The sequence below is a fragment of the Microbacterium oryzae genome, assembly GCF_030406385.1.
In the GTDB taxonomy this organism is placed as follows: domain Bacteria; phylum Actinomycetota; class Actinomycetes; order Actinomycetales; family Microbacteriaceae; genus Microbacterium; species Microbacterium oryzae_A.
In genome coordinates, this window is the sequence record NZ_JAUEPM010000005.1 from 212,032 (window position 1) to 232,525 (window position 20,494).

At 70.5% G+C, this 20,494-nt stretch carries 22 protein-coding genes; 10 read left to right on the forward strand and 12 right to left on the reverse strand.

What is annotated here, in order from left to right; genetic code table 11:
* Positions 1-131: 131 nt before the first annotated feature.
* Genes QWJ90_RS09815 through QWJ90_RS09825 form a run of 3 tightly spaced genes read left to right on the forward strand, consistent with a single transcriptional unit; the run spans position 132 to position 1,821 of the window.
* A complete protein-coding gene (locus QWJ90_RS09815; RefSeq protein WP_290107593.1) occupies positions 132-1,079 on the forward strand; it encodes an aldo/keto reductase in 948 nt (315 codons plus the stop codon).
* Between the two features lie 41 nt (positions 1,080-1,120).
* Entirely contained in the window at positions 1,121-1,438 is a 318-nt protein-coding gene (locus QWJ90_RS09820; protein WP_290107594.1) for an ArsR/SmtB family transcription factor, read from the forward strand.
* On the forward strand, positions 1,435-1,821 hold the full coding sequence (locus tag QWJ90_RS09825) for a VOC family protein (protein WP_290107595.1): 387 nt from the start codon (positions 1,435-1,437) through the stop codon (positions 1,819-1,821). The genes QWJ90_RS09820 and QWJ90_RS09825 overlap by 4 nt, the downstream gene beginning before the upstream one ends.
* A gap of 45 nt (positions 1,822-1,866) precedes the next feature.
* On the opposite strand, the gene QWJ90_RS09830 is transcribed toward QWJ90_RS09825, so the two are convergent.
* The 7 genes from QWJ90_RS09830 to QWJ90_RS09860 form a co-directional block, all read right to left on the reverse strand.
* On the reverse strand, positions 1,867-4,860 hold the full coding sequence (locus QWJ90_RS09830) for an AAA family ATPase (RefSeq protein ID WP_290107596.1): 2,994 nt from the start codon (positions 4,858-4,860) through the stop codon (positions 1,867-1,869).
* Positions 4,857-6,014 carry an exonuclease SbcCD subunit D gene (locus QWJ90_RS09835; RefSeq protein ID WP_290107597.1) on the reverse strand — a complete coding sequence of 386 codons (1,158 nt, stop codon included), beginning with the start codon at positions 6,012-6,014 and terminating at the stop codon, positions 4,857-4,859. Before QWJ90_RS09835 ends, QWJ90_RS09830 begins: the two co-directional genes overlap by 4 nt.
* A 69-nt stretch (positions 6,015-6,083) precedes the next feature.
* Positions 6,084-6,476 (reverse strand): nitroreductase family deazaflavin-dependent oxidoreductase, encoded by a 393-nt coding sequence (locus QWJ90_RS09840; RefSeq protein ID WP_290107598.1) that lies wholly within the window; start codon positions 6,474-6,476, stop codon positions 6,084-6,086.
* 257 nt (positions 6,477-6,733) lie between these two features.
* Positions 6,734-7,705, reverse strand: coding sequence for an SDR family oxidoreductase (locus tag QWJ90_RS09845; RefSeq protein WP_290107599.1), 972 nt, complete (start codon positions 7,703-7,705; stop codon positions 6,734-6,736).
* Between the two features lie 39 nt (positions 7,706-7,744).
* Positions 7,745-8,182 carry a pyrimidine dimer DNA glycosylase/endonuclease V gene (locus tag QWJ90_RS09850; RefSeq protein WP_290107600.1) on the reverse strand — a complete coding sequence of 146 codons (438 nt, stop codon included), beginning with the start codon at positions 8,180-8,182 and terminating at the stop codon, positions 7,745-7,747.
* Between the two features lie 13 nt (positions 8,183-8,195).
* A complete protein-coding gene (locus QWJ90_RS09855; RefSeq protein ID WP_290107601.1) occupies positions 8,196-8,486 on the reverse strand; it encodes a GNAT family N-acetyltransferase in 291 nt (96 codons plus the stop codon).
* A 63-nt stretch (positions 8,487-8,549) separates the two neighbouring features.
* Positions 8,550-9,155 (reverse strand): TetR/AcrR family transcriptional regulator, encoded by a 606-nt coding sequence (locus tag QWJ90_RS09860; protein ID WP_290107602.1) that lies wholly within the window; start codon positions 9,153-9,155, stop codon positions 8,550-8,552.
* 89 nt (positions 9,156-9,244) lie between these two features.
* Here QWJ90_RS09860 and QWJ90_RS09865 point away from each other — a divergent pair, with 89 nt between their 5' ends.
* The 4 genes from QWJ90_RS09865 to QWJ90_RS09880 all read left to right on the forward strand — a co-directional run bounded on the left by QWJ90_RS09865 (position 9,245) and on the right by QWJ90_RS09880 (position 13,030).
* Positions 9,245-10,570 carry a glycosyltransferase gene (locus QWJ90_RS09865; protein ID WP_290107603.1) on the forward strand — a complete coding sequence of 442 codons (1,326 nt, stop codon included), beginning with the start codon at positions 9,245-9,247 and terminating at the stop codon, positions 10,568-10,570.
* Positions 10,571-11,038: 468 nt separating this feature from the next.
* The gene (locus QWJ90_RS09870) at positions 11,039-11,767 is read left to right on the forward strand and encodes a winged helix-turn-helix domain-containing protein (RefSeq protein WP_290107621.1); all 729 of its coding nucleotides are present in this window, start codon (positions 11,039-11,041) and stop codon (positions 11,765-11,767) included.
* A 63-nt stretch (positions 11,768-11,830) separates the two neighbouring features.
* On the forward strand, positions 11,831-12,814 hold the full coding sequence (locus tag QWJ90_RS09875) for a DNA-3-methyladenine glycosylase family protein (protein WP_290107604.1): 984 nt from the start codon (positions 11,831-11,833) through the stop codon (positions 12,812-12,814).
* 21 nt (positions 12,815-12,835) lie between these two features.
* Positions 12,836-13,030 carry a hypothetical protein gene (locus tag QWJ90_RS09880; protein ID WP_290107605.1) on the forward strand — a complete coding sequence of 65 codons (195 nt, stop codon included), beginning with the start codon at positions 12,836-12,838 and terminating at the stop codon, positions 13,028-13,030.
* A gap of 38 nt (positions 13,031-13,068) precedes the next feature.
* Here QWJ90_RS09880 and QWJ90_RS09885 read toward each other — a convergent pair whose 3' ends face one another.
* From QWJ90_RS09885 to QWJ90_RS09900, 4 genes are read right to left on the reverse strand one after another with little or no spacing between them, the layout of a single operon-like run.
* The gene (locus tag QWJ90_RS09885) at positions 13,069-13,827 is read right to left on the reverse strand and encodes an iron ABC transporter ATP-binding protein (protein ID WP_290107607.1); all 759 of its coding nucleotides are present in this window, start codon (positions 13,825-13,827) and stop codon (positions 13,069-13,071) included.
* On the reverse strand, positions 13,824-14,822 hold the full coding sequence (locus QWJ90_RS09890) for an iron chelate uptake ABC transporter family permease subunit (protein WP_290107608.1): 999 nt from the start codon (positions 14,820-14,822) through the stop codon (positions 13,824-13,826). Before QWJ90_RS09890 ends, QWJ90_RS09885 begins: the two co-directional genes overlap by 4 nt.
* Complete coding sequence (locus QWJ90_RS09895; protein ID WP_290107609.1) at positions 14,812-15,831, reverse strand: ABC transporter permease; 1,020 nt, start codon at positions 15,829-15,831, stop codon at positions 14,812-14,814. The genes QWJ90_RS09890 and QWJ90_RS09895 overlap by 11 nt, the downstream gene beginning before the upstream one ends.
* Positions 15,832-15,850: 19 nt before the next feature.
* Positions 15,851-16,876: a siderophore ABC transporter substrate-binding protein gene (locus QWJ90_RS09900; RefSeq protein WP_290107610.1), complete on the reverse strand. Its 1,026-nt coding sequence runs from the start codon at positions 16,874-16,876 to the stop codon at positions 15,851-15,853.
* Positions 16,877-17,016: 140 nt separating this feature from the next.
* Here QWJ90_RS09900 and QWJ90_RS09905 point away from each other — a divergent pair, with 140 nt between their 5' ends.
* The gene (locus tag QWJ90_RS09905) at positions 17,017-17,802 is read left to right on the forward strand and encodes a siderophore-interacting protein (RefSeq protein WP_290107611.1); all 786 of its coding nucleotides are present in this window, start codon (positions 17,017-17,019) and stop codon (positions 17,800-17,802) included.
* 43 nt (positions 17,803-17,845) lie between these two features.
* Complete coding sequence (locus QWJ90_RS09910) at positions 17,846-18,142, forward strand: DUF503 domain-containing protein (protein ID WP_290107612.1); 297 nt, start codon at positions 17,846-17,848, stop codon at positions 18,140-18,142.
* Between the two features lie 21 nt (positions 18,143-18,163).
* Here QWJ90_RS09910 and coaBC read toward each other — a convergent pair whose 3' ends face one another.
* A complete protein-coding gene (gene coaBC / locus QWJ90_RS09915; RefSeq protein WP_290107622.1) occupies positions 18,164-19,366 on the reverse strand; it encodes a bifunctional phosphopantothenoylcysteine decarboxylase/phosphopantothenate--cysteine ligase CoaBC in 1,203 nt (400 codons plus the stop codon).
* Between the two features lie 70 nt (positions 19,367-19,436).
* Here coaBC and QWJ90_RS09920 point away from each other — a divergent pair, with 70 nt between their 5' ends.
* A complete protein-coding gene (locus tag QWJ90_RS09920) occupies positions 19,437-20,144 on the forward strand; it encodes an NRDE family protein (RefSeq protein ID WP_290107614.1) in 708 nt (235 codons plus the stop codon).
* The last annotated feature ends 350 nt before the right edge of the window (positions 20,145-20,494 follow it).

Below are 20,494 nucleotides of genomic sequence, written 5' to 3' on the forward strand. Positions count from 1 at the left end.
CGAACGAGATGGACGCCCGACGCGCAGAGCGGGCGACCTCGACGAACAGGTGCTCTCCGCGGCACCCGAGCCCAGACCATCCGATCGCTCATAGCCTGGACATTCGGGTTTCCTCACGAAAGGACTGCACTATGGCACGCATCGGCACCAGTGACCTCGATGTCTTCCCCCTCAACCTCGGCGGCAACGTCTTCGGGTGGACCGCGGACCGCGATGAGTCGTTCCGGATTCTCGACGCGTTTGTCGAGGGCGGCGGGAACTTCATCGACACCGCCGATTCGTACAGCGCCTGGGTGGAGGGCAACACCGGTGGCGACAGCGAGCGCATCATCGGCGCGTGGCTCGCCGACCGGAAGCCCGCGAACGTCACCGTCGCGACCAAGGTCAGCCAGCACCCCGAGTTCAAGGGGCTCTCGGCCGCCAACGTGCGCGCCGCTGCGGAGGCCTCGCTCGAGCGCCTCGGCGTCGAGCAGATCGACCTCTACTACGCGCACTTCGATGACGAGTCGGTGCCGCTCGAGGAGACGGTGGCCGCGTTCGGCAACCTCGTCGCCGACGGCCTCGTGCGGTACACGGCGGTATCGAACTACTCGGCGGACCGCATTCGCGAGTGGATCCGGATCGCTCGCGACCTCGGCGTCGCGGAGCCCGTGGCCGTGCAGCCGCACTACAACCTCGTCGAGCGCGGCATCGAGGAGACGATCCTTCCCGTGGCGGAGGAGTTCGGCCTCAGCGTCTTCCCGTACTTCTCCCTCGCCAAGGGCTTCCTCGCGGGCAAGTACCGCTCGGCCGACGACGCGGGCTCGCCCCGCGCCGGCGCTGCCAAGGAGTACATCAACGAGGAGAACCTCGCGCTCCTCGACGCCGTCGAGCGCATCGGACGGGCACATGATGCCTCGATCGCCACGACGTCGCTGGCGTGGCTGCGCTCGCGTCCGGCCGTTCTCGCCCCGATCGCATCGGCATCCCGTGTCGACCAGGTCGCGGACCTGCTCGCCGCGGGTCGCCTCGAGCTCACCGAGGACGATCTCGCCGAGCTCGACCGTCTCTCCAGCCGGACGGTTGCGCAGAGCGCCTGACCCGGTTGACACGCAAGCGCACGCTTGCCTAACGTGAGCGCATGGCCGATGTCTTCAAGGCCCTCGCGGACGGGACGCGCCGCGCCATCCTCGACGAGCTGACCGAGCGCGACGGGCAGACGCTCTTCGAGCTGTGCGGTCGGCTCGCGATGCGGTACGGCATCGCGTCCTCACGCCAGGCGGTCTCTCAGCACCTCGACGTGCTGGAGGCCGCCGGGCTCGTCCGGACGCGTCGGGAGGGGCGCTACAAGTTCCACGATCTCGACACGGGCCCGCTCGCGAGCATCATGGAGCGCTGGCTGACGCCATCGGACAGCGGCGGCCGCTCCGCCCAGGAACAGGAACGAGGATCGACATGAGAATCAACCTGACGAGCGTGTTCGTCGACGATCAGGAGAAGGCGCTCCGCTTCTACACGGATGTGCTGGGTTTCGTGAAGAAGGACGACGTGCCGGTCGGCGAGGACCGCTGGCTGACCGTGGCGTCGCCGGAGGACCCGGATGGCGTCCGCCTGCTTCTCGAACCCAGCGGACATCCCGCGGTGGGACCGTACCGCGACGCCCTCGTCGCTGACGGGATCCCGCTGGCGCAGTTTGACGTCGAGGATGTCGTCGCGGAGCACGCGCGCCTGGCCGCGCTCGGCGTGCGATTCACGCAGGAGCCGATGGAGATGGGCCCAGTGACCACGGCTGTCTTCGACGACACCGTCGGCAACCTCATCCAGATCGCCCACATGCGCTGAGCTTCGGGCGGGGGGTTGCTCCTCCGCCCGAACGCGCACCGCACGCTACTGAGAGACGGTGCTCCAGCCCTGCGGCGTGCGGTCGACCCGCAGCTGAGCCGGGATCTGCTCCTTCATCGCCTCGACGTGACTGATCACGCCGACTGTGCGCCCGCCCGCGCGCAGGCCGTCGAGCGTACGCATGGCGGTCTCGAGGGTCTCGCTGTCGAGGGACCCGAAGCCCTCGTCGATGAAGAGCGTGTCGAGCGTGATGCCGCCGGCGCGGTTGGTGACGACCTCGGCCAGACCGAGCGCGAGCGCGAGGGAAGCGAGGAAGGTCTCGCCGCCGGACAGCGACCGCGGCGAGCGCGGCTGCCCCGTGAACCGATCCAGCACCTCGAGGCCGAGGCCACTGGCCGCATTGCGATACGCCAGCGCGTCGGTGTGCTGCAGGGCGTACCGGCCATCCGACATCTCGTCCAGGCGTCGGTTCGCCGCTTCGACGATCCCCTCGAGCTCGGCGGCGAGCACGAAGGTCTCGAGGTCCATCTTCTTCATATTCCTGCCAGCGACGGCATCGGCGAGGTCGCGGATCACTGCGGCTTCCCGTGCCGCACCGGCGATCCGCGCATGCACATCGTCCGCCCGGTGAAGAGTGTCTGCGAGCGACGTCGCGAGTTGCCGCATGGACGACAGGTGGGCGACGGCGGCATCGCGCTCGTCCTCCGCCTGCGCCAGCGCCGCACGCGCTGCGTCGACGTCGATCTCCTCGTCCGGAAGCACGAGCAACTCGAGTTCGACGAGCGCGGCCTTCGTGCTCTGCATATCGGCGTCGTACGCGCTGATCGCGCGCTCCAGACGCTCCTGGGTCGCGCCGTCGCGGATGGCCGAACGCGCCTTCTCGACATCGGCGAAGCCGGCCTCTGCGACGGCCTCGGCGAGCGCTTCCGCTGCTTGTGCGGCCGCGCCCTCCGCCCGCGAGGCCTCGCGCTGCCCTTCGGCGAAGCCGGAAGCGGCGGCGGCACGGCTGCGCTCGACATCCAAGCGCGCCGCGACGGAATCGGCATCTCCGCGCGCTTCCGCGATGGCGGCGCGGCTCTTCTGCAGCTCGTTCTCCGCCGAGCGGATGGCTGCGAGAAGCTCGGAGTTCTCCTCCTCGGCGGCTGTCCGTGCGTTGCCGAGCCGCTGCTCCTCCGCAGCGAGCGCGCTCTGGGAGGCTTCGAGATCGGACAGCTCGCCTGCCGCGGCTTCGGCGTCCTTCTGCTGCGCGAGCGCTGCATCCCGCTCAGCCTCGAGATCGGCGAGGGTGCGACCGCCTGCTCTCGCCTCAGCCTCGGCGAGAGCCCGCTGTGCGTCGCGTCGCTCGTCGGAGGCCCTCGACTCCGAGCGAGCAGCGGCACTCTTCCGCTCCTCCGCGGCATCGATCTCGTCCGCCGTGACGTGCTCGTCAGCGCGCTCGGCCGGAGCAGGATGCGCGGTCGACCCGCACACCGCGCAGGGGATGCCCGCGACGAGCTCAGAGGCGAGTTCCGCCGCGTACCCGCCGAGGCGACGGCGATGCAACTCGCCGAGTTCACGATCAGCCTGGTCCCGCGCCTGCCGCGCTTCCTCAGCTCGGCGAGCCACCCGCTCGTACTCCTCCAGGAGTCGGGAGACCTTGCGGGCAGCGTCGAGCTGCGCGGTCAGTGCGGTCACACGCTCCTCGGCGTGCTGGCGTCCCGCGGCGCGCTCGGCCGCCGACCGCGCGTCCGACTCCAGACGCTTCCGCTGCTCGGGGATGGCCGCGAGCTGCGCCGCAAGTTCGTGTCGTCGAGCGGCGATCTGCTCCGCCTCCGTCCGGAGGCGGTCGAGCGCAGTCTCTGCTTCCGGAAACCGCTGCTCGACCTCGAGCATCGGCTGCCACGCGCCGATGCGCTGCTGCGCCTGCTCGACCACCGCATCCAGCTCGTCGGGCGCGCTCGCACCCGAGGCATCGACCTCCTCCCACACCGCCCGAGCACGCTCCAGCGTCCTAGCGGCCGAGGTCACCGAAGCGAGCGCCCGCGTCGCGGCGTCGAGAGCGCCCCGCACACTCTCTGCGCGCCGAGCCGCCTTCAGCTCGGCACGTTCGCCTTCGATCGACGCTGCACGTGCGTCGAGCTCCTCGAGCTTCCGCCGCAGTTCGTCGCGCTGACGCTGCTTCTCCCGCTCGCCGCGCAACCGCTCGCACTCGGCAGCCGCGGACTCCCGAATGCGCCGAGCCGCCACCTCGGCGGCTTCCGCGACCTCCACCTCATGCCGCGAACGGTGCTCGGCTCGCGAGAGCCCCGTGAGCCGAGCTTCCTCGGAAGCCGCACCCGGGCCATCCGTCGACCCGATCTCGCTGCCGTCGGTCTCCTCGCGCGGCGGCAGGCCGGCGGCGATCGCGTCGGCCTGATCCAGCACGACGGAGAGGAGCTGCCGTCCTTCCGACACCGACGCCTCGGCGGCGCGGCGACGCTGGTCGAGCTCGTTCTCGTAGTCCTCGAAGCGGCGGGAGCCGAAGAGCGTGCGCAGCAGCTTCTGCCGGTCGTTGTTGTCGGCGAGCAGAAAGCGGGCGAACCGTCCCTGCGCGAGGAGGATGACCTGCAGGAACTGCTGCTGGTTCAGTCCGACCACCTCGGCGACGAGGTTGGCGACGTCGCGGTCCTTCGCGGCCTTCCACTCGACCGTGCCGCCGATGACCTCGCCCATCTGCGCGCGTGCGGGGGCGGTCGTCATGCCGCCGCCGCGCTTCTTCGGGCGCTCGTACTCGGGTGAGCGTTCGATGCGCCAGCGGGTGCCGCCGGTGGTGAACTCCACGGCGACGCTGGTCGGGTCGTCGGGTTCGCAGTGGTCGCTGCGCAGGCGCTTCTCGCCGCCCTCGTAGCGCGGAACGGATCCGAAGATCGTGAAGGTGATGGCGTCGAGGATGCTCGACTTGCCGGCACCGGTGCGCCCGCCGATGAGGAAGAGCCCGTCGACGGCGTACGCGTCGAGGTCGATGACCTGTCGTTCTCGGAACGGCCCGAAGCCCTCGATCTCGACGCGGTGGATTCTCATGCTCGCGTCTCCGCGGCGGCGTGGATGGAGACGACCTCGCCGATGATCTCGCGCTCGGCATCCGTGGCGCTCTCCCCGTTGCGGACGTGCGCGAGGAAGTCCTGCACGAGATCGCCATCCGACCGCGCATTCTCGACCCGCTCGCGGAAGGTGCGGCCGTCCGCCTTCACGCCGCCCGCGGGCGCGAGCTGGATGGTCGCGCACCCGTCGAACCGCGCACGCAGCTTGCGCATGGGCTCGAGCGGCGGGTTGACGTCGGTGAGCACCGCGCAGACCCAGGCGTCCTCGTGCTCGGCGAACCGCTCGTCCGCGAGGAGCTCGTCGAGTGTTCCGCGCAGGGTCACGAGACGGCGCGGGATCGGCAGGTCGAGCCACTCGACGCTCTCCACGCCGTCGGCACCGAGATCGACGATCCACGCGCCGCGCGGCTTGTCGCCTTCACCGAAGCTGTAGTGCAGCGGCGCCCCGGAGTAGCGGACGTTCTCGGCGAGCCGCGATCGCCCGTGGATGTGCCCGAGCGCGACGTAGTCGGGGCCCTCGAAGTCGACGAGTGGCACGACGTCGAGCGACCCCTGGCGGATCTCCCGCTCGACGCCCGCCGTCGGCTCGACATCGCCCGCGAAGCAGTGCGATGCGACGATCGAGCGTCCGCGGCGCTCTGCTCGATCCGCGTTCACGAGACTCATGGCGTGGCGGATGGCCTGCTCCTGCGTGCGCAGGTCGGCCTCCGGCCAGACGGTGCGGACGATCTGAGGCTCGAGGTACGGCAGCCCGTAGAAGTGGACGGGGCCGTGCTCGTCGTCGATGGTGATCGGAGTGCCGACCGATCGCGGGTCGGTCACGATGTGGACGCCGGCCACGCCGAGCAGTGGCGCCTGGAAGCCCAGCCGTGCGGCGGAGTCGTGGTTGCCGCTCGTCACGACGAGCTGCGCTCCCGCCGCGCGGATGCCCCGGAGGGTGTCGGTCAGGAGCTCGAACGCGGCAGCGGCCGGAGTGCCGGAGTCAAACACGTCACCGGCGACGACGACGACGTCGACGTTCCGCTCGCGCACCTCGTCCGCGAGCGCGGTGAAGACGTCGCGCAGGGCGTCGAGCGTGGAGAACCCGTGGAAGGTGCGCCCGATGTGCCAGTCCGAGGTGTGGAGGATCCGCATGCCTCCACGGTAAAGAGGGCGTCGGACATTGCCGCGGAGCACCGCCGCGGGGCGGCCGACCCGCGCGCCTCAGCCCTCTGATGCGACCCGTAATAACCGGAACTCCCGCCTCCGCAGGAGGCGCAGGATGGCGGACCGGAAGGGACCGAAGGCGCGGAGGCCCGCACGCACGGCGTAGGGCTCGACGGCGGTGATCCGGAACCACTCGCCGCGATACAGCACCCGTCCCCCGCCGGCCACGACGTTCCGATACCAGTTCACGTCGGAGCCGTAGGTCAGCTCCGTGACGAACCCCTCCGGCACGCGCGCGAGAATGACCGGCGCCTCATAGGTGCGGCCGGTGCGACGGCCGACGTGCTCGACGAGCGCGAACGGACCGCGCCCGCTGTGCGCGGCGCGAAGCGTGAGCGGATTCAGCGTGCGGTTCAGCACCTTCAGGAACGCGCTCTTGAAGCGGCCCATGACGCCTCCTTCCCGAGATCATCTTGCGCCGTTTCGACTCGCTTCGCTCGCTCAACGTCCGAGCGTGGGTTGCGCCGTTTCGACTCGCTCCGCTCGCTCAACGCCCGAGCGTGGGCAGCACCGTCTCGACTCGCTCCGCTCGCTCAACGTCCGAGCGTGGGCAGCACCGTTTCGTCTCGCTCCGCTCGATCAACGCCCGAGCGTGGGCAGCACCGTTTCGTCTCGCTCCGCTCGCTCAACGCGCGGGTCGTGGGGCCCTACGCCCCGTACTTCTCCACCAGCCGGTCGAACGCGGCATCCAGCTCCTCGTCGACGACCTGGCGCGCGCCATCGGCCAGATACCACTCCACGATCTCGCGCGCGCCCTCGGAGAAGGGGGTCGTCGCCACCCATCCAGGCACGAGCTGCTTGATGCGCGTGTTGTCGAAGATCACCGAGTGCGCCTTGTCACCCACCAGCCCCGGGCCCATCGCCGGGATCTCGCGCGCGATCGCCTCCGACGTCACGTGCACGATCTCGGGCTCACGGCCGAGAGCGCGCCCGAGCTGGCGTGCGATCTCATCCCACGTCAGGCTCTCGTCGCTCGTGATGTGCACGGCCTGCCCGACCGCGTGCGGGTTGCCGAACAGCCCCACGAACGCGCGGGCGAAGTCGCGGGAGTGCGTGAGCGTCCACCAGCTCGTGCCGTCGCCGTGCACGACGATGGGTCGGCCATCCTTCATGCGCTGCAGCGTGGTCCAGCCGCCCTCGAGCGGGATGAGCGACGACCCGTACGTGTGGCTCGGCCGCACGATCGTCATCGGGAAGCCCGACTCGCGGTAGGCGGCGACGAGCAGGTCCTCGCTGGCGATCTTCTTCCGCGAGTACTCCCAGAACGGGTTCCGCAGTGGCGTCGACTCGACGATCGACACCTGCGCGATGGGCTTCTGGTAGGCCGAGGCGCTGGAGATGTAGATGTACTGCGCGGTCCGCCCGGAGAAGATGCGGATGTCGTCGCTCACCTGCTGCGGCGAGAAGCTGCGGAAGTTCGCCACCACGTCGAAGGTCTCGTCGCCGATCGCCTGCTCGATCGACGCGGGATCGCCGGCGTCGCCGATCAGCGAGCGGACGCCATCCGGCACCTCGCTCTTGCCGCGATTGAGCACGGCCACGTCGTGACCGCCCTCCACCGCGAGCGCGGTGACGTAGGAGCTGATGTTGCCGGTGCCGCCGATGAGGAGGATGCGCATGCGCGCCACGCTACCGCGGCGAGCGCGCACCGGGACGGGTCAGGGCCGTTCCCAGCTCTCGATGGGCCCGGGGATGATCGTGAAGAGCGGATGGGCCGTGGGGCCCGGAAGCGTGGCGTGCGCTGTGTGCAGGTCGGGCGCGCGGACGGCGAGCTTCCGCAGGAGGTGCTCCCACTCGTACTCGAGCTGCCCGGACGTCGTGTAGATCGTGGCGAGGGGATCGGCGGGCGGCGGCTGCACGATCCGCGACGCGTCGAAGCTGTACCCCCGGCGCTCGGCCTCGGCCCGCACCTCGGCGAGGTAGGCGCCGATGGCGGCGGTCGGATGCGCATGCCGACGGAAGCGATGCAGCTGCGGATGCTGCGTGTAGCCGCGCGTCTTCCCCAGCAGCACCGCCTGAGCGAGCAGGCCCTCGCGCCACTCGGCGACGAGGCCCGTCCGATCGAGCAGCGAGGGGTGGATGGTCCACAGCCGCATGCGTTCGCCCGGCCTAGCGGGCGGCGAGCACGCCGGTGCGCTCGGGGTGCGCGGCGAACCAGTCCGCGACGTACCAGCACACCGGCAGCACGCGGCGATCCCCCTGCGCCTCGATCTCGGCGACGGCGCGGTCGGTGACGATGGCGGCGTACCCGTGTCCGCGGTGCGCGGGGTTCGTGTAGGCGCGGGTGAGCGCGACGGTCTGGCCGTTGTCGCGGTAGTCGAGGACGCTCACGAGATCATCGCCACGGCGCAGCTCGTAGCGGGATGCCTCGGGCGCGTGAGTGAAGCTGAGCTCGGTCACGAATCGAGACTACGCCCGGCGGGATGGACGAGGGCCGGGGGCAGCGCGGCCGGCGGCGGGCGCTCACCCGGCGAGGAGGAGACGGCGAGCCGAGTCGATCCACCATTCGAGGTAGGCCTCCTCGCTCCATCCGAAGTCGAGGACGAGCAGCTGGTAGGGATCGAACCCGCTGAGCAGAGCGAGGGTCGCCCCGAGCTCCTCCACCGTCCGGTCCGTGCGCAGGACACGGCGTTCGGCGAGTGCGGCGGCGAGCATCTCGTGGTCGAGGCGCCGCCGGTCCATCAGCCCGCGGTAGAGCGCCGAGACGCTCTCGTCGAGGTTCGCCGCATCCTGCAGCGCCCGCCACATGCCGATGCCATCGCTCTGGATGCGCAGAGCGAACCGCGCGAAGGCGCGGAGCATCTCCTCGACGTCGTCGATCACGAGCATCCCGGTCAACTCCTCGCGCCCGCTGACCGGGTCCGCCCCCTCGCGTCCGGTGAACGCGAGCTCGAACGCCGCGAGCAGGAGCGACGCCTTCGGCCCATTCGCCGCGACCGACTCCGCGGACACCTTCGCCTCCCGCGCGATCTGGGCGACGGTCGTGCCCGAGTACCCGCGCTCACGGAAGCAGCGGGTGGCCGCTTCGAGGATCCGACGCCGCGTCTGCTGCGCCTGAGCCTCGCGCAACGGAGATCGGTAGGCGCGCTTCGTCGGCGATTCGGAATTCGTGCTGGACTTCGCGGCCATATCCACTACAGTAGCACCCAATTCAATACATGCCCCTGTACCGAAAGTCGCTCATGCACCTTCTGCTCTGCTCCTCGCCCATCTACGGACACGTGAAGCCCCTCACCGACATTGCCCGCGACCTGACCCGCCGGGGGCATCGGATCACCTTCCTGACCGGCGGCAAGTACCGCCCGCTCGCGGAAGCCGCGGGCGCCGAATTCGTCGCGCTCCCGGCGGACGCCGACTACGACGACGCCGACCTCGACGCGTGGCTTCCCGATCGATCCAGCCGTCGCGGACTGCAGGCCGTCGTCTACGACCTCACCGGCATGTTCGTGAAGCCGCTCGTCGCGCAGCATCGCGCGGTGCAGGATCTCCGCCGACGGCATCGCTTCGACGCCATCGCCGGGGAGAGCGCCTTCCTGGGGCTGCTGCCGACGCTCCTCGCCGAACCCCGCGCGCGGCGGGAGCCGATCATCGGAGTGTCAGCACTTCCGATGACCATGTCGAGCGTCGACACCGCGCCGTTCGGCCCGGCACTCGCGCCCGGGCGCGGCCCCCTGGCCCGGCTGCGGAACCGGGCTTTGAACCGCGCCCTGTTCGCGGGACCCTTCAAGCCGCTGACGAGGGCCCTCGATGCCGCTCTCCACGAAGCCGGCGCACCCTCATACGACGGCGGGTTCTTCGACGTGCTCACCGAATACGACGTCACGCTGCAGCTCAGCGTGCGCGAACTCGAGTACCCGCGGCGGGAGATGACCGAGGCCATTCGATTCGTCGGACCGCTGCGCACGCCGCCCGGCGCCTTCGACCTGCCCGAGTGGTGGAACGACCTGGACGGCCGGACCGTCGTGCACGTCACCCAGGGCACCATCGACAACGCAGACCCGTCCCGGCTGATCGTGCCGACCATCCGCGCCCTCGCCGGAGAGGACGTCCTCGTCGTCGCGTCAACCGGCGGCGCACCCCTCGAGCGTGTCGAGGATGCCTACGGCGGACCGCTGCCCGCGAACGTCCGGATCGCGGCGTTCCTCCCGTACGCCGAGCTCCTGCCGCGGACGGATGTCGTGGTCACCAACGGCGGCTTCGGCGGCGTGCAGCAGGCGCTCGCGGCCGGGGTTCCGCTGGTCGTCGCAGGAGCGACGGAGGATAAGCCGGAGGTCGCCGCCCGCGTCGCGTGGGCCGGCGTCGGGGTGAACCTGCGTACCGGCACACCGACTCCCGCGCGCGTGCGCCACGGTGTGAAGGCAGTGCTTCACGGCGGCCACGCCGCGGCGGCGCAGGAGATGTCGCGACGGATGGCACTGCTTCCGGACCCTCTGGAGGAGATCGCGCGCACCTTCGAGGCGGCGGTGGGAGCCCCAGCGAGCTGATCCGCTTCCGGGGAACGCGCGGGGTCGGGATGGCCGAGGACCGGTGGGCAGATCGCCTTGCGAAGCGCGTCGCTGGCCGTCAGATCGGTCACGTTTCGTCACGAAGTCCGTCACATGCGGTCTCCGTTTGACATGCGCCGACACGCCCGGACATAATCGGCGACATGACTGACAGCACACAGCCCTTGTCCGCCCAGGAGGCGAACGGGACTGCCGGCATGATGATGGCCGGCTGTGTTGTCACGTGCTGTCGAATGTGCCGCTGACTCGGATAGCCCCTCAGCAGCACCGCCAGGGCACAGCGAGATCCGCATGAGCGCCTTGCCCCCGAACTCCGATCCCCTCGGAGCGTTCGACACCGCCGCACCCGGCACCGGCCGTACTCCAGATCAGGCGATCGCCGCCGATCCGGCCGACTCCCAGCACGACCGAACCCTCCCGGTTCCCCCGCAGAAGGATTCCATCATCATGTCCGCTTCCCTCCTCGAGCGCACCACGAACATCCCCACCCGCCCTGCCACCCGCCCCACCCACCTGCGTGCCGTGCCGAACCCCGTCGAGGTCGCGCCGCAGGCGCAGCCGGGTGCCGCGCAGCCGGGCGTCGCTCCGCGCGGGTTCGCCCTGTACGTCGGCCTGGACGAGATCAAGGCCGCCGCCGACGGCGTCTCCCTCTCCACGATCGTCGAGGCGCTGCGCCGCACCATCTCCGAGCTCTCCCCCTCGGCCGAGACCTACGCGGCCGTCGCCCTCGCACCGCAGTCCGCCGGCGGCCGCGACGTCGACGTCGTGCGCCTGGCCCTCAAGGAGCCGGGCGCCGTCGCGCGCATCCAGCCCGAGACCACCGAGCCCGACCACGCCGTGGGCGTCGTCGTCGACATCTCCCGCAAGCGCGTGCTGCTGGACGGCGAGTCCGCCGCGCTCACCTTCAAGGAGTTCGAGCTGCTGCAGTACCTCGTCCTCCGCGAGGGCCGCACCATCGAGCGCACCGAGCTCGTCGAGTCGCTGTGGCAGGCGCAGAGCGACGACGAGGCACCCGGCGAGCGCACGATCGACGTGCACGTGCGGCGTCTGCGTGCGAAGCTCGGCCGGTACGAGGACATCGTCCGCACCGTCCGCGGCGCCGGCTACCGCTTCGACCGGCACGCCGACGTCACGATCCGCTATGGCGCCGGCGCCCCCTCGCCCGACCGCTTCTGACGCCCGCGGGTCTGCCCGCCGCGGGTCCACCGCTTTGTCGGACGCGCGGCGTAGCCTGGCGGCATGATCCCCCCGGCCGCGCTCGAGTCGCGCTTCGCGACGCGTGACCGCGACGGGAGACCGGGTGCCGGACCGCGCCTCGAGACGGTGTACCGACCGCGTCGGCCGCTGAACCTCTTCGCCACGGTGGCGGTGTTCCAGCGCGGACCGGGCGACCCGGCGCAGGCCTTCGCCGACGGGATGATCTGGCGTGCCACCCGCACGCCGGAGGGCGTCGCCTGCACGGCACTGCGCCAGATGCCGGATGGCACCGTGCGAGCGGCAGCATGGGGTCCGGGGCGCGCGTGGGCGATCGGCCAGGTCCCTGCGCTCTGCGGAGCGCTCGACGATGACGACGGGTTCGACCCTTCCGGCCATCCGCTCGTCGAGGACGCGCACCGCCGATATCCGGGCGTCCGTCTGGGGCGCAGCGACCTGCTCTTCGACGCGCTCGCGCAGGCGATCACCGAGCAGAAGGTGACGCTGCAGCAGGCCTTCGGCGCATGGCGCAGCCTCGTGACCTGGTTCGGCGAGCGCGTGCCTGGTCCGACCCCCCGTCCGATGTTCGCGCCGCCGGCGATCGACGGGTGGCGGCTCATCCCCTCCTGGGCCTGGCACCGGGCGGGCCTGGAGCCGCCGCAGTCCCGCACGATCGTCGAGGCCGCGCGGAGGGGTCCGTCGCTCGTTCGCGCGACCCTCGCCGCCTCGGACGGCGAGGGCCGTGATCGCGCGCTCACGGCCATCCGCGGGATCGGTGTCTGGACGGCCTCTGAGACGAGGATCCGCGCGCTCGGCGACCCGGATGCGGTGAGCGTGGGCGACTTCCACCTCGCGCATCAGGTCGGCTACGCCCTGACGGGCACCCGCACCGACGACGACGGCATGCTGGAGCTGCTCGAGCCGTGGCGCGGCCATCGGCATCGGGTCATCCGACTGCTGTTCGCATCCGGAGTGAGCGAGCCGCGTCGCGCACCGCGCCTGCACATGGAGGACCACCGCAACCGCTGAGCCGCGGGGCATGATGGAGCCATGACTCGCTCTCGCACGGTTCTCGTGGCCCTCGGCGTCCTCGTGCTGGCGGTGGTCGTGGGACTCATCCTCGGCAACGTGTGGCTCGGGGTCATCCTGGGCCTCGTGGTCGGCCTGATCCTGTTCCTGTCACTCGAGTCGCGTCGCGGTCACAACCAGGGCGTGAACGACGAGGGTCACGGCATCGAGCTGTAGGGCGCGGTGGGCCCAGCCGGAGCTCCGCGCGCAGTTCCTCACCCGTAGTACAGCGCGACGGGCTTGCCGTCGATCTGCCGCACGTCGACGGCCGTGTCATACACGGCTTCGAGCACGTCCGCGCGCATGATCTCCGCCGCAGGAGCATCCGCGACGACCCGGCCCTGACGCATGGCGACGATGCGGTCGGAGTACGTCGCGGCGAAGTTGATGTCGTGCAGCACGACGATGATCCGCTTGCCGAGCTCGTCCGCCATCCGCCGGACCAGCCGCATGATCTCCGTCATGTGCTTGAGGTCGAGGTTGTTGAGCGGTTCATCCAGCAGCACATACTTCGTGTCCTGCGCGAGCACCATGGCGATGAACGCGCGCTGCCGCTGTCCGCCCGACAGCTCGTCGAGGAACCGGTCGCGGTACGCCTGCAGGTCGAGGTAGTCGATGGCGCGCTCGATATGCTCGCGGTCGACCGCGGTGAGGCGTCCCTTCGAGTGCGGGAAGCGGCCGAACTCCACGAGGTCGTGCACCGTGAGTCGCGCGGCGATGTGGTTGTCCTGCCGCAGCACCGCGAGGCGCTTGGCGAGGTCTGACGACGACGCCTTCGCGACCTCGGTGCCGTCGACCATCACGCGCCCCGCGTCGGGCTGGATGAGCCGCCCGACGAGCCCGAAGAGCGTCGACTTCCCCGCCCCGTTCGGGCCGATGAGCGCGGTCACCCCCTCATCGCCGAACGCGATCGACACGTCGTCGAGCACGGTCTGGCGGCCGTAGCGCTTGGTGGCGTTCTCGAGCGCGATCATCGCGCCCCCTTTCGCAGGACGAGGAAGAGGAAGAAGATCCCACCGGCGAACTCGATGACCATCGACAGGCTCCCGCCGAACGCGAAGACCTGCTCGAGCACGAGCTGACCGCCGAGCAGGCACACCACGCCCAGCAGGGCGGCCGTCGGCAGCGTCAGCGCGTGGCGGAAGGTGCCGGCGTACGAATACGCGATGTTCGCGACGATGAGCCCGAAGAAGAGGATGGGGCCGACCAGCGCCGTGGACGCCGCGACCATGACCGACACGATCCCGAACAGCGCCATGACGACGCGGCGGTGGTTGACGCCGAGCCCGACCGCGGCGGGCTCGCCCAGGGTGAGCACGTCGAGGGTCCGCAGCAGGGGGACGACCGCGGCGCAGGCTGCGGCGACGATGATGGCCGTCAGCAGCAGCAGCGTCTCGTCCGGCCTCGTGAGGGAGGCGAACATCGCGTCCGACAGCACCTGGAAATCCAGTGGATCGAGCATGCGCTGCATCCACTCCGTGAAGCTCCGGAAGAACGTGCCGAGCACGATGCCGACGAGCAGCATGAGATGGATGGAGCGCCGCTTCCCGCCGAACATCCATGTGAACAGCAGCACGCTGAAGGCGACCATCACGACCAGCTGCACCGCCCACAGAGTGAGCTCGTCCATCCGCAGGAACGACGCCGACCCGAAGAAGAACACCACGACCGTGGAGATCAGCACGTAGAACGCGTCGAACCCCATGATCGACGGCGTGAGGATGCGGTTCTGCGTGATCGTGTGGAAGATCACCGTCGAGACCCCGACCGCCGTCGCGACGACGACCATCGCCAGCACCGACAGGCCGCGCACCTTCACAGCGAACGCGAGCGACCCCGGCACGTCGGTGAAGAGATACGTCGCGATCAGCGCGAGCACCGCCGCGACGAGCAGGGCGAGCCGAGCGGATGGCCGTCGCCAGAGAGCGACGACGCGAGCGGATGGCGCGGGCGCGGTCTCAATGAGCACGGCTCCTCCTTCGCAGCAGCAGCCAGAGGAAGAGCAGGGCGCCCACGATGCCGACGATGACGGACAGCGGGATCTCGTACGGGAAGCGCACGACGCGGGCGACGATGTCGCAGCCGACCACGAAGGCGGCGCCCAGCCCGGCGACCCATGGGATGGACCGGCGCACGTTGTCGCCGATGATGAGGCTGACGACGTTGGGGACGACGAGCCCGAGGAACGGGATCATCCCGGCGGTCACGAGCACGGCGGCCGTGATGACGGCGACGATGACCATCCCGACGGCGACCACGCGGCGGTAGTCGAGGCCGAGGTTCGTCGCGAACTCCTCCCCCATGCCGATGACGCTGAACCGGTCCGCGGCGAACCACGCCACGACGACCATGACGCCGGCGATCCACAGCATCTCGTAGCGCCCCTGCATCACGGTGGCGAAGCTGCCCTGCGCCCACTGCCCGAGCGACTGCAGGAGGTCGAGCCGGTACGCGAAGAAGGTCGTCACCGCGCCCACGACGCCGCCGAGCATGATGCCGACGAGCGGCACGAGCACCAGCTGCCGTACGGGTACCGCGCGCACGACGCGCAGGAAGACCCAGGTCCCGACCAGCCCGAAGACCGCGGCCACGCCCATCTTCCCGACCACGGCCATCCCCGGCCAGAAGACGATCGTGACGAGCATGCCGAGCGTCGCGAACTCGCTGACGCCGGTCGTACCGGGCTCGACGAAGCGGTTGCGGACGAGCATCTGCATGATGAGCCCGGCGATGCCGAGCGAGGCGCCGACGAGGATGGCGGCCAGCGTCCGCGGGATGCGACTCGCGACGAGCAGGAACGCCGCGCTGCTGTCGGGTCCGCCCGACAGGAGGGCCAGCGGCGACACGTCGGAGACGCCGACGAACAGGCTGACGCCGACGAGCACCACGAGGCACGCGCCGATGAGCGCCCCCACCCACGTCCGCCGGGGGCGGGTGGGGGCGGGGGCGCTCGTCTGCGCCGAGGCGGTGAGGGTCACGGGCAGTGGGCTGAGCCGATCAGGACGCGATCTGCATCACGTCGTCGATGAGCAGCTGCGTCGTCTCGATGCCGCCGTACACGATGTACCAGGCGACCGGGTCGAGGTACACGATGCGGTCGTTCTGCGCCGCGCTGGTCTGCTTGACGATGTCGTTGTCGAGGACCTGCGCGGCGGCGCCTGCCTCGGCCTCGCCGGTGGCGACGTCGCGGTCGACGACCCAGAGGGTGTCGGGGTTCTGCTCGAGGAGGAACTCGAACGAGACCGGCTCGCCGTGCGTGGCGGAGGCGATGTCGTCGACGACGGGCTCCACGCCGAAGACGTCGTAGAGCAGGCCGCCGCGGACGTTGGCGCTGCCGCCGCCCTGCTCCGAGGGGGCGAGGGCGCTGAGCTCGCCGCCCGACACCATGACGCCGAGTCCGGTTCCGGCTTCGGCGGTGACCGCCTTGGCCTCGTCGATCCCCGCCTCGAGATCGGCGAGCGCGGTCTGGGCCTCGTCCTCGGCGCCGAGCACCTCGCCGAGGAACGTGACGTTGCGCTCGAGGCTTTCGGTGTACGTGCCCACCATGCCCAGGTCGATGGTGGGGGCGATCTCGCTGAGGTCCTCGTAGAGCCCCGACGAGCGTCCGCCGATGATGATGAGGTCGGGCTGCTGCGCCTCGATCTCGATGAGGTCGGCCTCGAACAGGGTGCCGGCGTTGAAGGCGTCGTCGGCGAGCGCATCCTGGAGGTAGTCCGGCACCGAGTCGAGCGGGGCACCCGCGACCTCGCCGCCGAGCGCGCCGATCGTGTCGACCGTCGACATCTCGAAGGCGACGATCTTCTCCGGGTTCTTCGGCACCTCCACCGTGGTCTTCTCGAGCTCCGGCTCCTCGTCCTCGCCGGCGATGTTGCGGTCCCACGAGAACTCCACCGTCTCCGCCTCGGCGGCGGTGGGAGCGTCAGCGGCTTCGGCCGCCTCCTCGCCGGCGGATGAGCAGCCCGCGAGAACGAGGGCGGATGCCGCGACGAGCGAGAGCGTCGCGATCGGACGGGTGATGTGCATGCTGTGCCTCCTGGAAGGGAGAGCGCGGTGTCTTCCGCGGTCTCGATGTGGGGGACGATGCCGGCGGGCGCCTCGCGCTGAGGTGTCTCACTCAGGTAAGTCGAACCTAACCGGATCGGAGGAAGGCTAACCTAACTTCCATGACCCTGTCGAATCCCGTCATCACGTTCTCGCTTGAGCGCACCCGGCTCGAGCTCCGCTTCCGTCTCACGCGCCTCGCCGCGAGAGAGTGGATCGCCCCCGACTACGTGCGCGTGCGGGTGCAGGGCGACGACCTCGCGGGCTTCGGCGAGGGCCTCGGGCACGATGATCACATCCGCATCTTCTTCCCCGAGGGCGACCCGATGAGCGCGGCGGAGCTGCGGGAGTCGCCGTCGCGCGAGTTCACCCCGCTGCAGTGGGGTGAGGACTGGCTCGATCTCGAGTTCGCCGTGCACGGCGACGTGGGCGTCGCCGGTGTCTGGGCCGCGACGGCGCCCCTGGGCTCGCTCCTCGGCGTAGGCGGTCCCCGTGGCACCTGCCGGATCGAGGGCGCACCCGACGCCTGGTTCCTCGCGGGAGACGAGACGGCCATCCCGCAGATCCGGCGCTTCGCTGCCGCCATCCCGGATGGCGCGAGCGCGCGGATCCTCGTGGAGGTCGCGGATGCCGCGCACGAGGTGCCGGTCGACGCGCCGGTCCCGGTCGAATACGTTCATCGGAACGGCGCCGCTCCGACGGCGGCGCTCCTGGCGCGTCTCGAGCAGCTGACGGAGGCGGACCGGCCGGAGGGCGACGTGTTCGCCTTCATCGCGGCCGAGCAGGCGATCGTGAAGGCGGGCCGGGCGCTCGTCGCGGAGCGCTGGGGCGTCGACCCCGAGCGCGCGATGATCAAGGGGTACTGGAAGGCAGACGAGAGCGGCGTGACGTACCACGCCGCGCACTAGCGACTGGAGCGACTTCCTGCCGGCCGGTGCGAGACTGGGCGGCATGTGGATCGGCTGGATCGTGTTCGACCTGCTCCTCGGCGACGTGCGCTCGCTGAAGGAGAAGCGCGGCATCATCCGTCCGCTCATCGCCGACCTGTCTCGGCGGACGGAGGCGGCCGCGGCCGAGGTGGGCGCGCACGACCTGCATCGCCGGGCGGAGATCGGCGTCTCGGTGGTCGGCGGCGACGCCGCCCACGTGCGCGACGTGCTCGACCGGGCCGAGCGGATGCTCGCGGAGGAGCACCCCGAGATCACCCTGCTCTCCGCGCACCGCGGCCTGCACTCCAGCGACGACTGAGGCCCGCGCGTCGGTCCAGCGTCAGGCGCGAGCGGCGAGCACCGCGTCGATCACGGCGTCGGCGACCTCGCGCTTCGTGCCCGAGGCGGAGGCCGCGACCGCGTCGCGCGCATCGATGATCGTGACGGCGTTGTCCGCGCTCTCGAAGCCCCGGGTCCAGCCGACCGCGTTCACGACGAGCAGGTCGGCACCCTTGCGACGGCGCTTGCGGATGCCGCGCTCGACGAGGTCCTCCCCCGTCTCCGGCGTCTCCGCGGCGAACCCGACGATCGTCTGCCCCTCGCGACGGTCGCGTGCCAGCGCCGCGAGGATGTCGTCGTTCTCGACGAGCTCGAGGGTGGGCGGGACGCCGTTCGACGCCTCCTTGGTCAGCTTCCGCTGTGCGACCTCTGCCACCCGGTAATCCGCAACGGCGGCTGTCATGATGACGATATCCGCCGTCGGCGAGAGCTCGTGCATCGCTGCGCCCAGTTCGTCCGCCGTCCCCACCCGCTGCACGTCGATGCCGTCCAGGTCGGCGAGGACGACGTCGTCGACATGCGCGGCGACGAGCGTCACCTCGGCGCCCCGGTCGGCCGCGGCTCGCGCGATCGCCGCTCCCTGGCGTCCGCTCGAGCGATTGCCGAGGTAGCGCACCGGGTCGATCGGCTCCCGCGTGCCGCCGGCCGATACGATGACGCGCAGTCCCGCGGCGTCCTGAGGGCGGAACGCGCTCGTGATCGCCGCATGGATCTGCTCGGGCTCGGCCATCCGCCCCTGCCCGCTGTCGTTCCCCGTCAGCTGTCCCGATTCCGGCCCGATGAAGCGGATGCCCCGCTTCCGCAGCGTCGTCACGTTCGCCTGCGTCGCGGCGTGCTGCCACATCTCGGTGTGCATGGCCGGCGCCACGAGCACCGGCGCACGTGTGGCGAGCAGGGTCGTGCCGAGCAGGTCGTCGGCGAGACCAGCGGCCATCCGAGCGAGCGTATTCGCCGTCGCCGGTGCCACCACCACGAGATCAGCGGCCTGCCCGAGCGCGACGTGCCGAACGCTCGCGACGTCGTCGTGCACCGAAGTGGTCACGGGATGGCGGCTGATCGCCTCCCAGGTCGGCAGTCCGACGAACCGCAGCGCATCGGCGGTCGGCACGACGTGCACCTCGTGCCCGACCTTCACCAGCAGCCGCACGAGCTGCACGACCTTGTACGCGGCGATCCCGCCGGTCACGCCCACGACGATGTTCATCGTGAGCGATTCTTGCATCCGGCCGCCGCCCGCGCTCGGGATGGCGGCAATAGGCTGATGGGCGATCGTCATGTGCACCGTCATCATCCGCGTACCCGAGGTCGTCACCGAGCCCATCCGCCTGCTCGCCGTGCGCGACGAGGACCCTGACCGCCCCTGGAACCCGCTGGGCCCGTGGTGGTCGGATCGGCCCGGCGTCGTCGGCGTGCAGGACCGCCTTGCCGGCGGAGCGTGGCTGGCCGCGCGCGAGGATCGTCTCGCCGTGCTGCTCAATCGCGCGGGCGAGCCGGAGCTCCCGGTCGAGCAGATCACGTCGCGTGGCGCCATCGTGCTCGATGCGGTCGTTGGCGTCGAGCCGACTGCCCCTTCGACGCTGGGGTTCAACCTGGTCACCGTGGCTGGCGGGAAGGTGTCCGTCAGTTCGTGGGATGGTCGGAGCCTGCAGGTGCAGGGTCTCGCGCCGGGGACGCACATGGTCGCGCACGACGACGTCGACGACCGCCGCACACCGCGCATCGCCGCCTGGCTCGACGTGTTCGCGTCGGCGTCAACGGGCGGGGCGAGCGGCGAATGGTGGCGGGAATGGCTCGAGGTGCTCGAACGCAGCGCCCGAATCGGCTCGGACGACGATCGCGCGATCATCCGAGACAATCGGCCGCACGGCTATCCGACGCAGTCGCTCCTCGCGTGCGTCGCGACGATCGATGCCGGCGGCAGCGACGTGAAGTACGCCGAGCTGGCGCGCCCCGGGAAGTGGTCGCCGCTCTCGTTCGCGTGAAGGGTGGCCTGCGTCTCTGTCTCGGTCGTTGAGCGAGGGAGCGCAGCGACCGAGACGAAACGCGCAGTGTCCCGTTGTCGAGATCGGGTTGCGTCGTTTCGTCTCGCTCCGCTCGCTCAACGCCCGGGGGGGCCTGCGTCCCTGTCTCGGTCGTTGAGCGAGGGCGCGCCAGCGACCGAGACGAAACGCGGCGACCCGTTATCGAGGGCGGGGTGCGTCGTTTCGACTCGCTTCGCTCGCTCAACGCCCGGGGGTGGCCTGCGTCCCTGTCCCGGTCCGGGAAGGTTGCGGTGGGTGGATTGTGTCCGGGATGCACGAAAGGCCACCCGTCGTCGGGTGGCCTTTCGTGC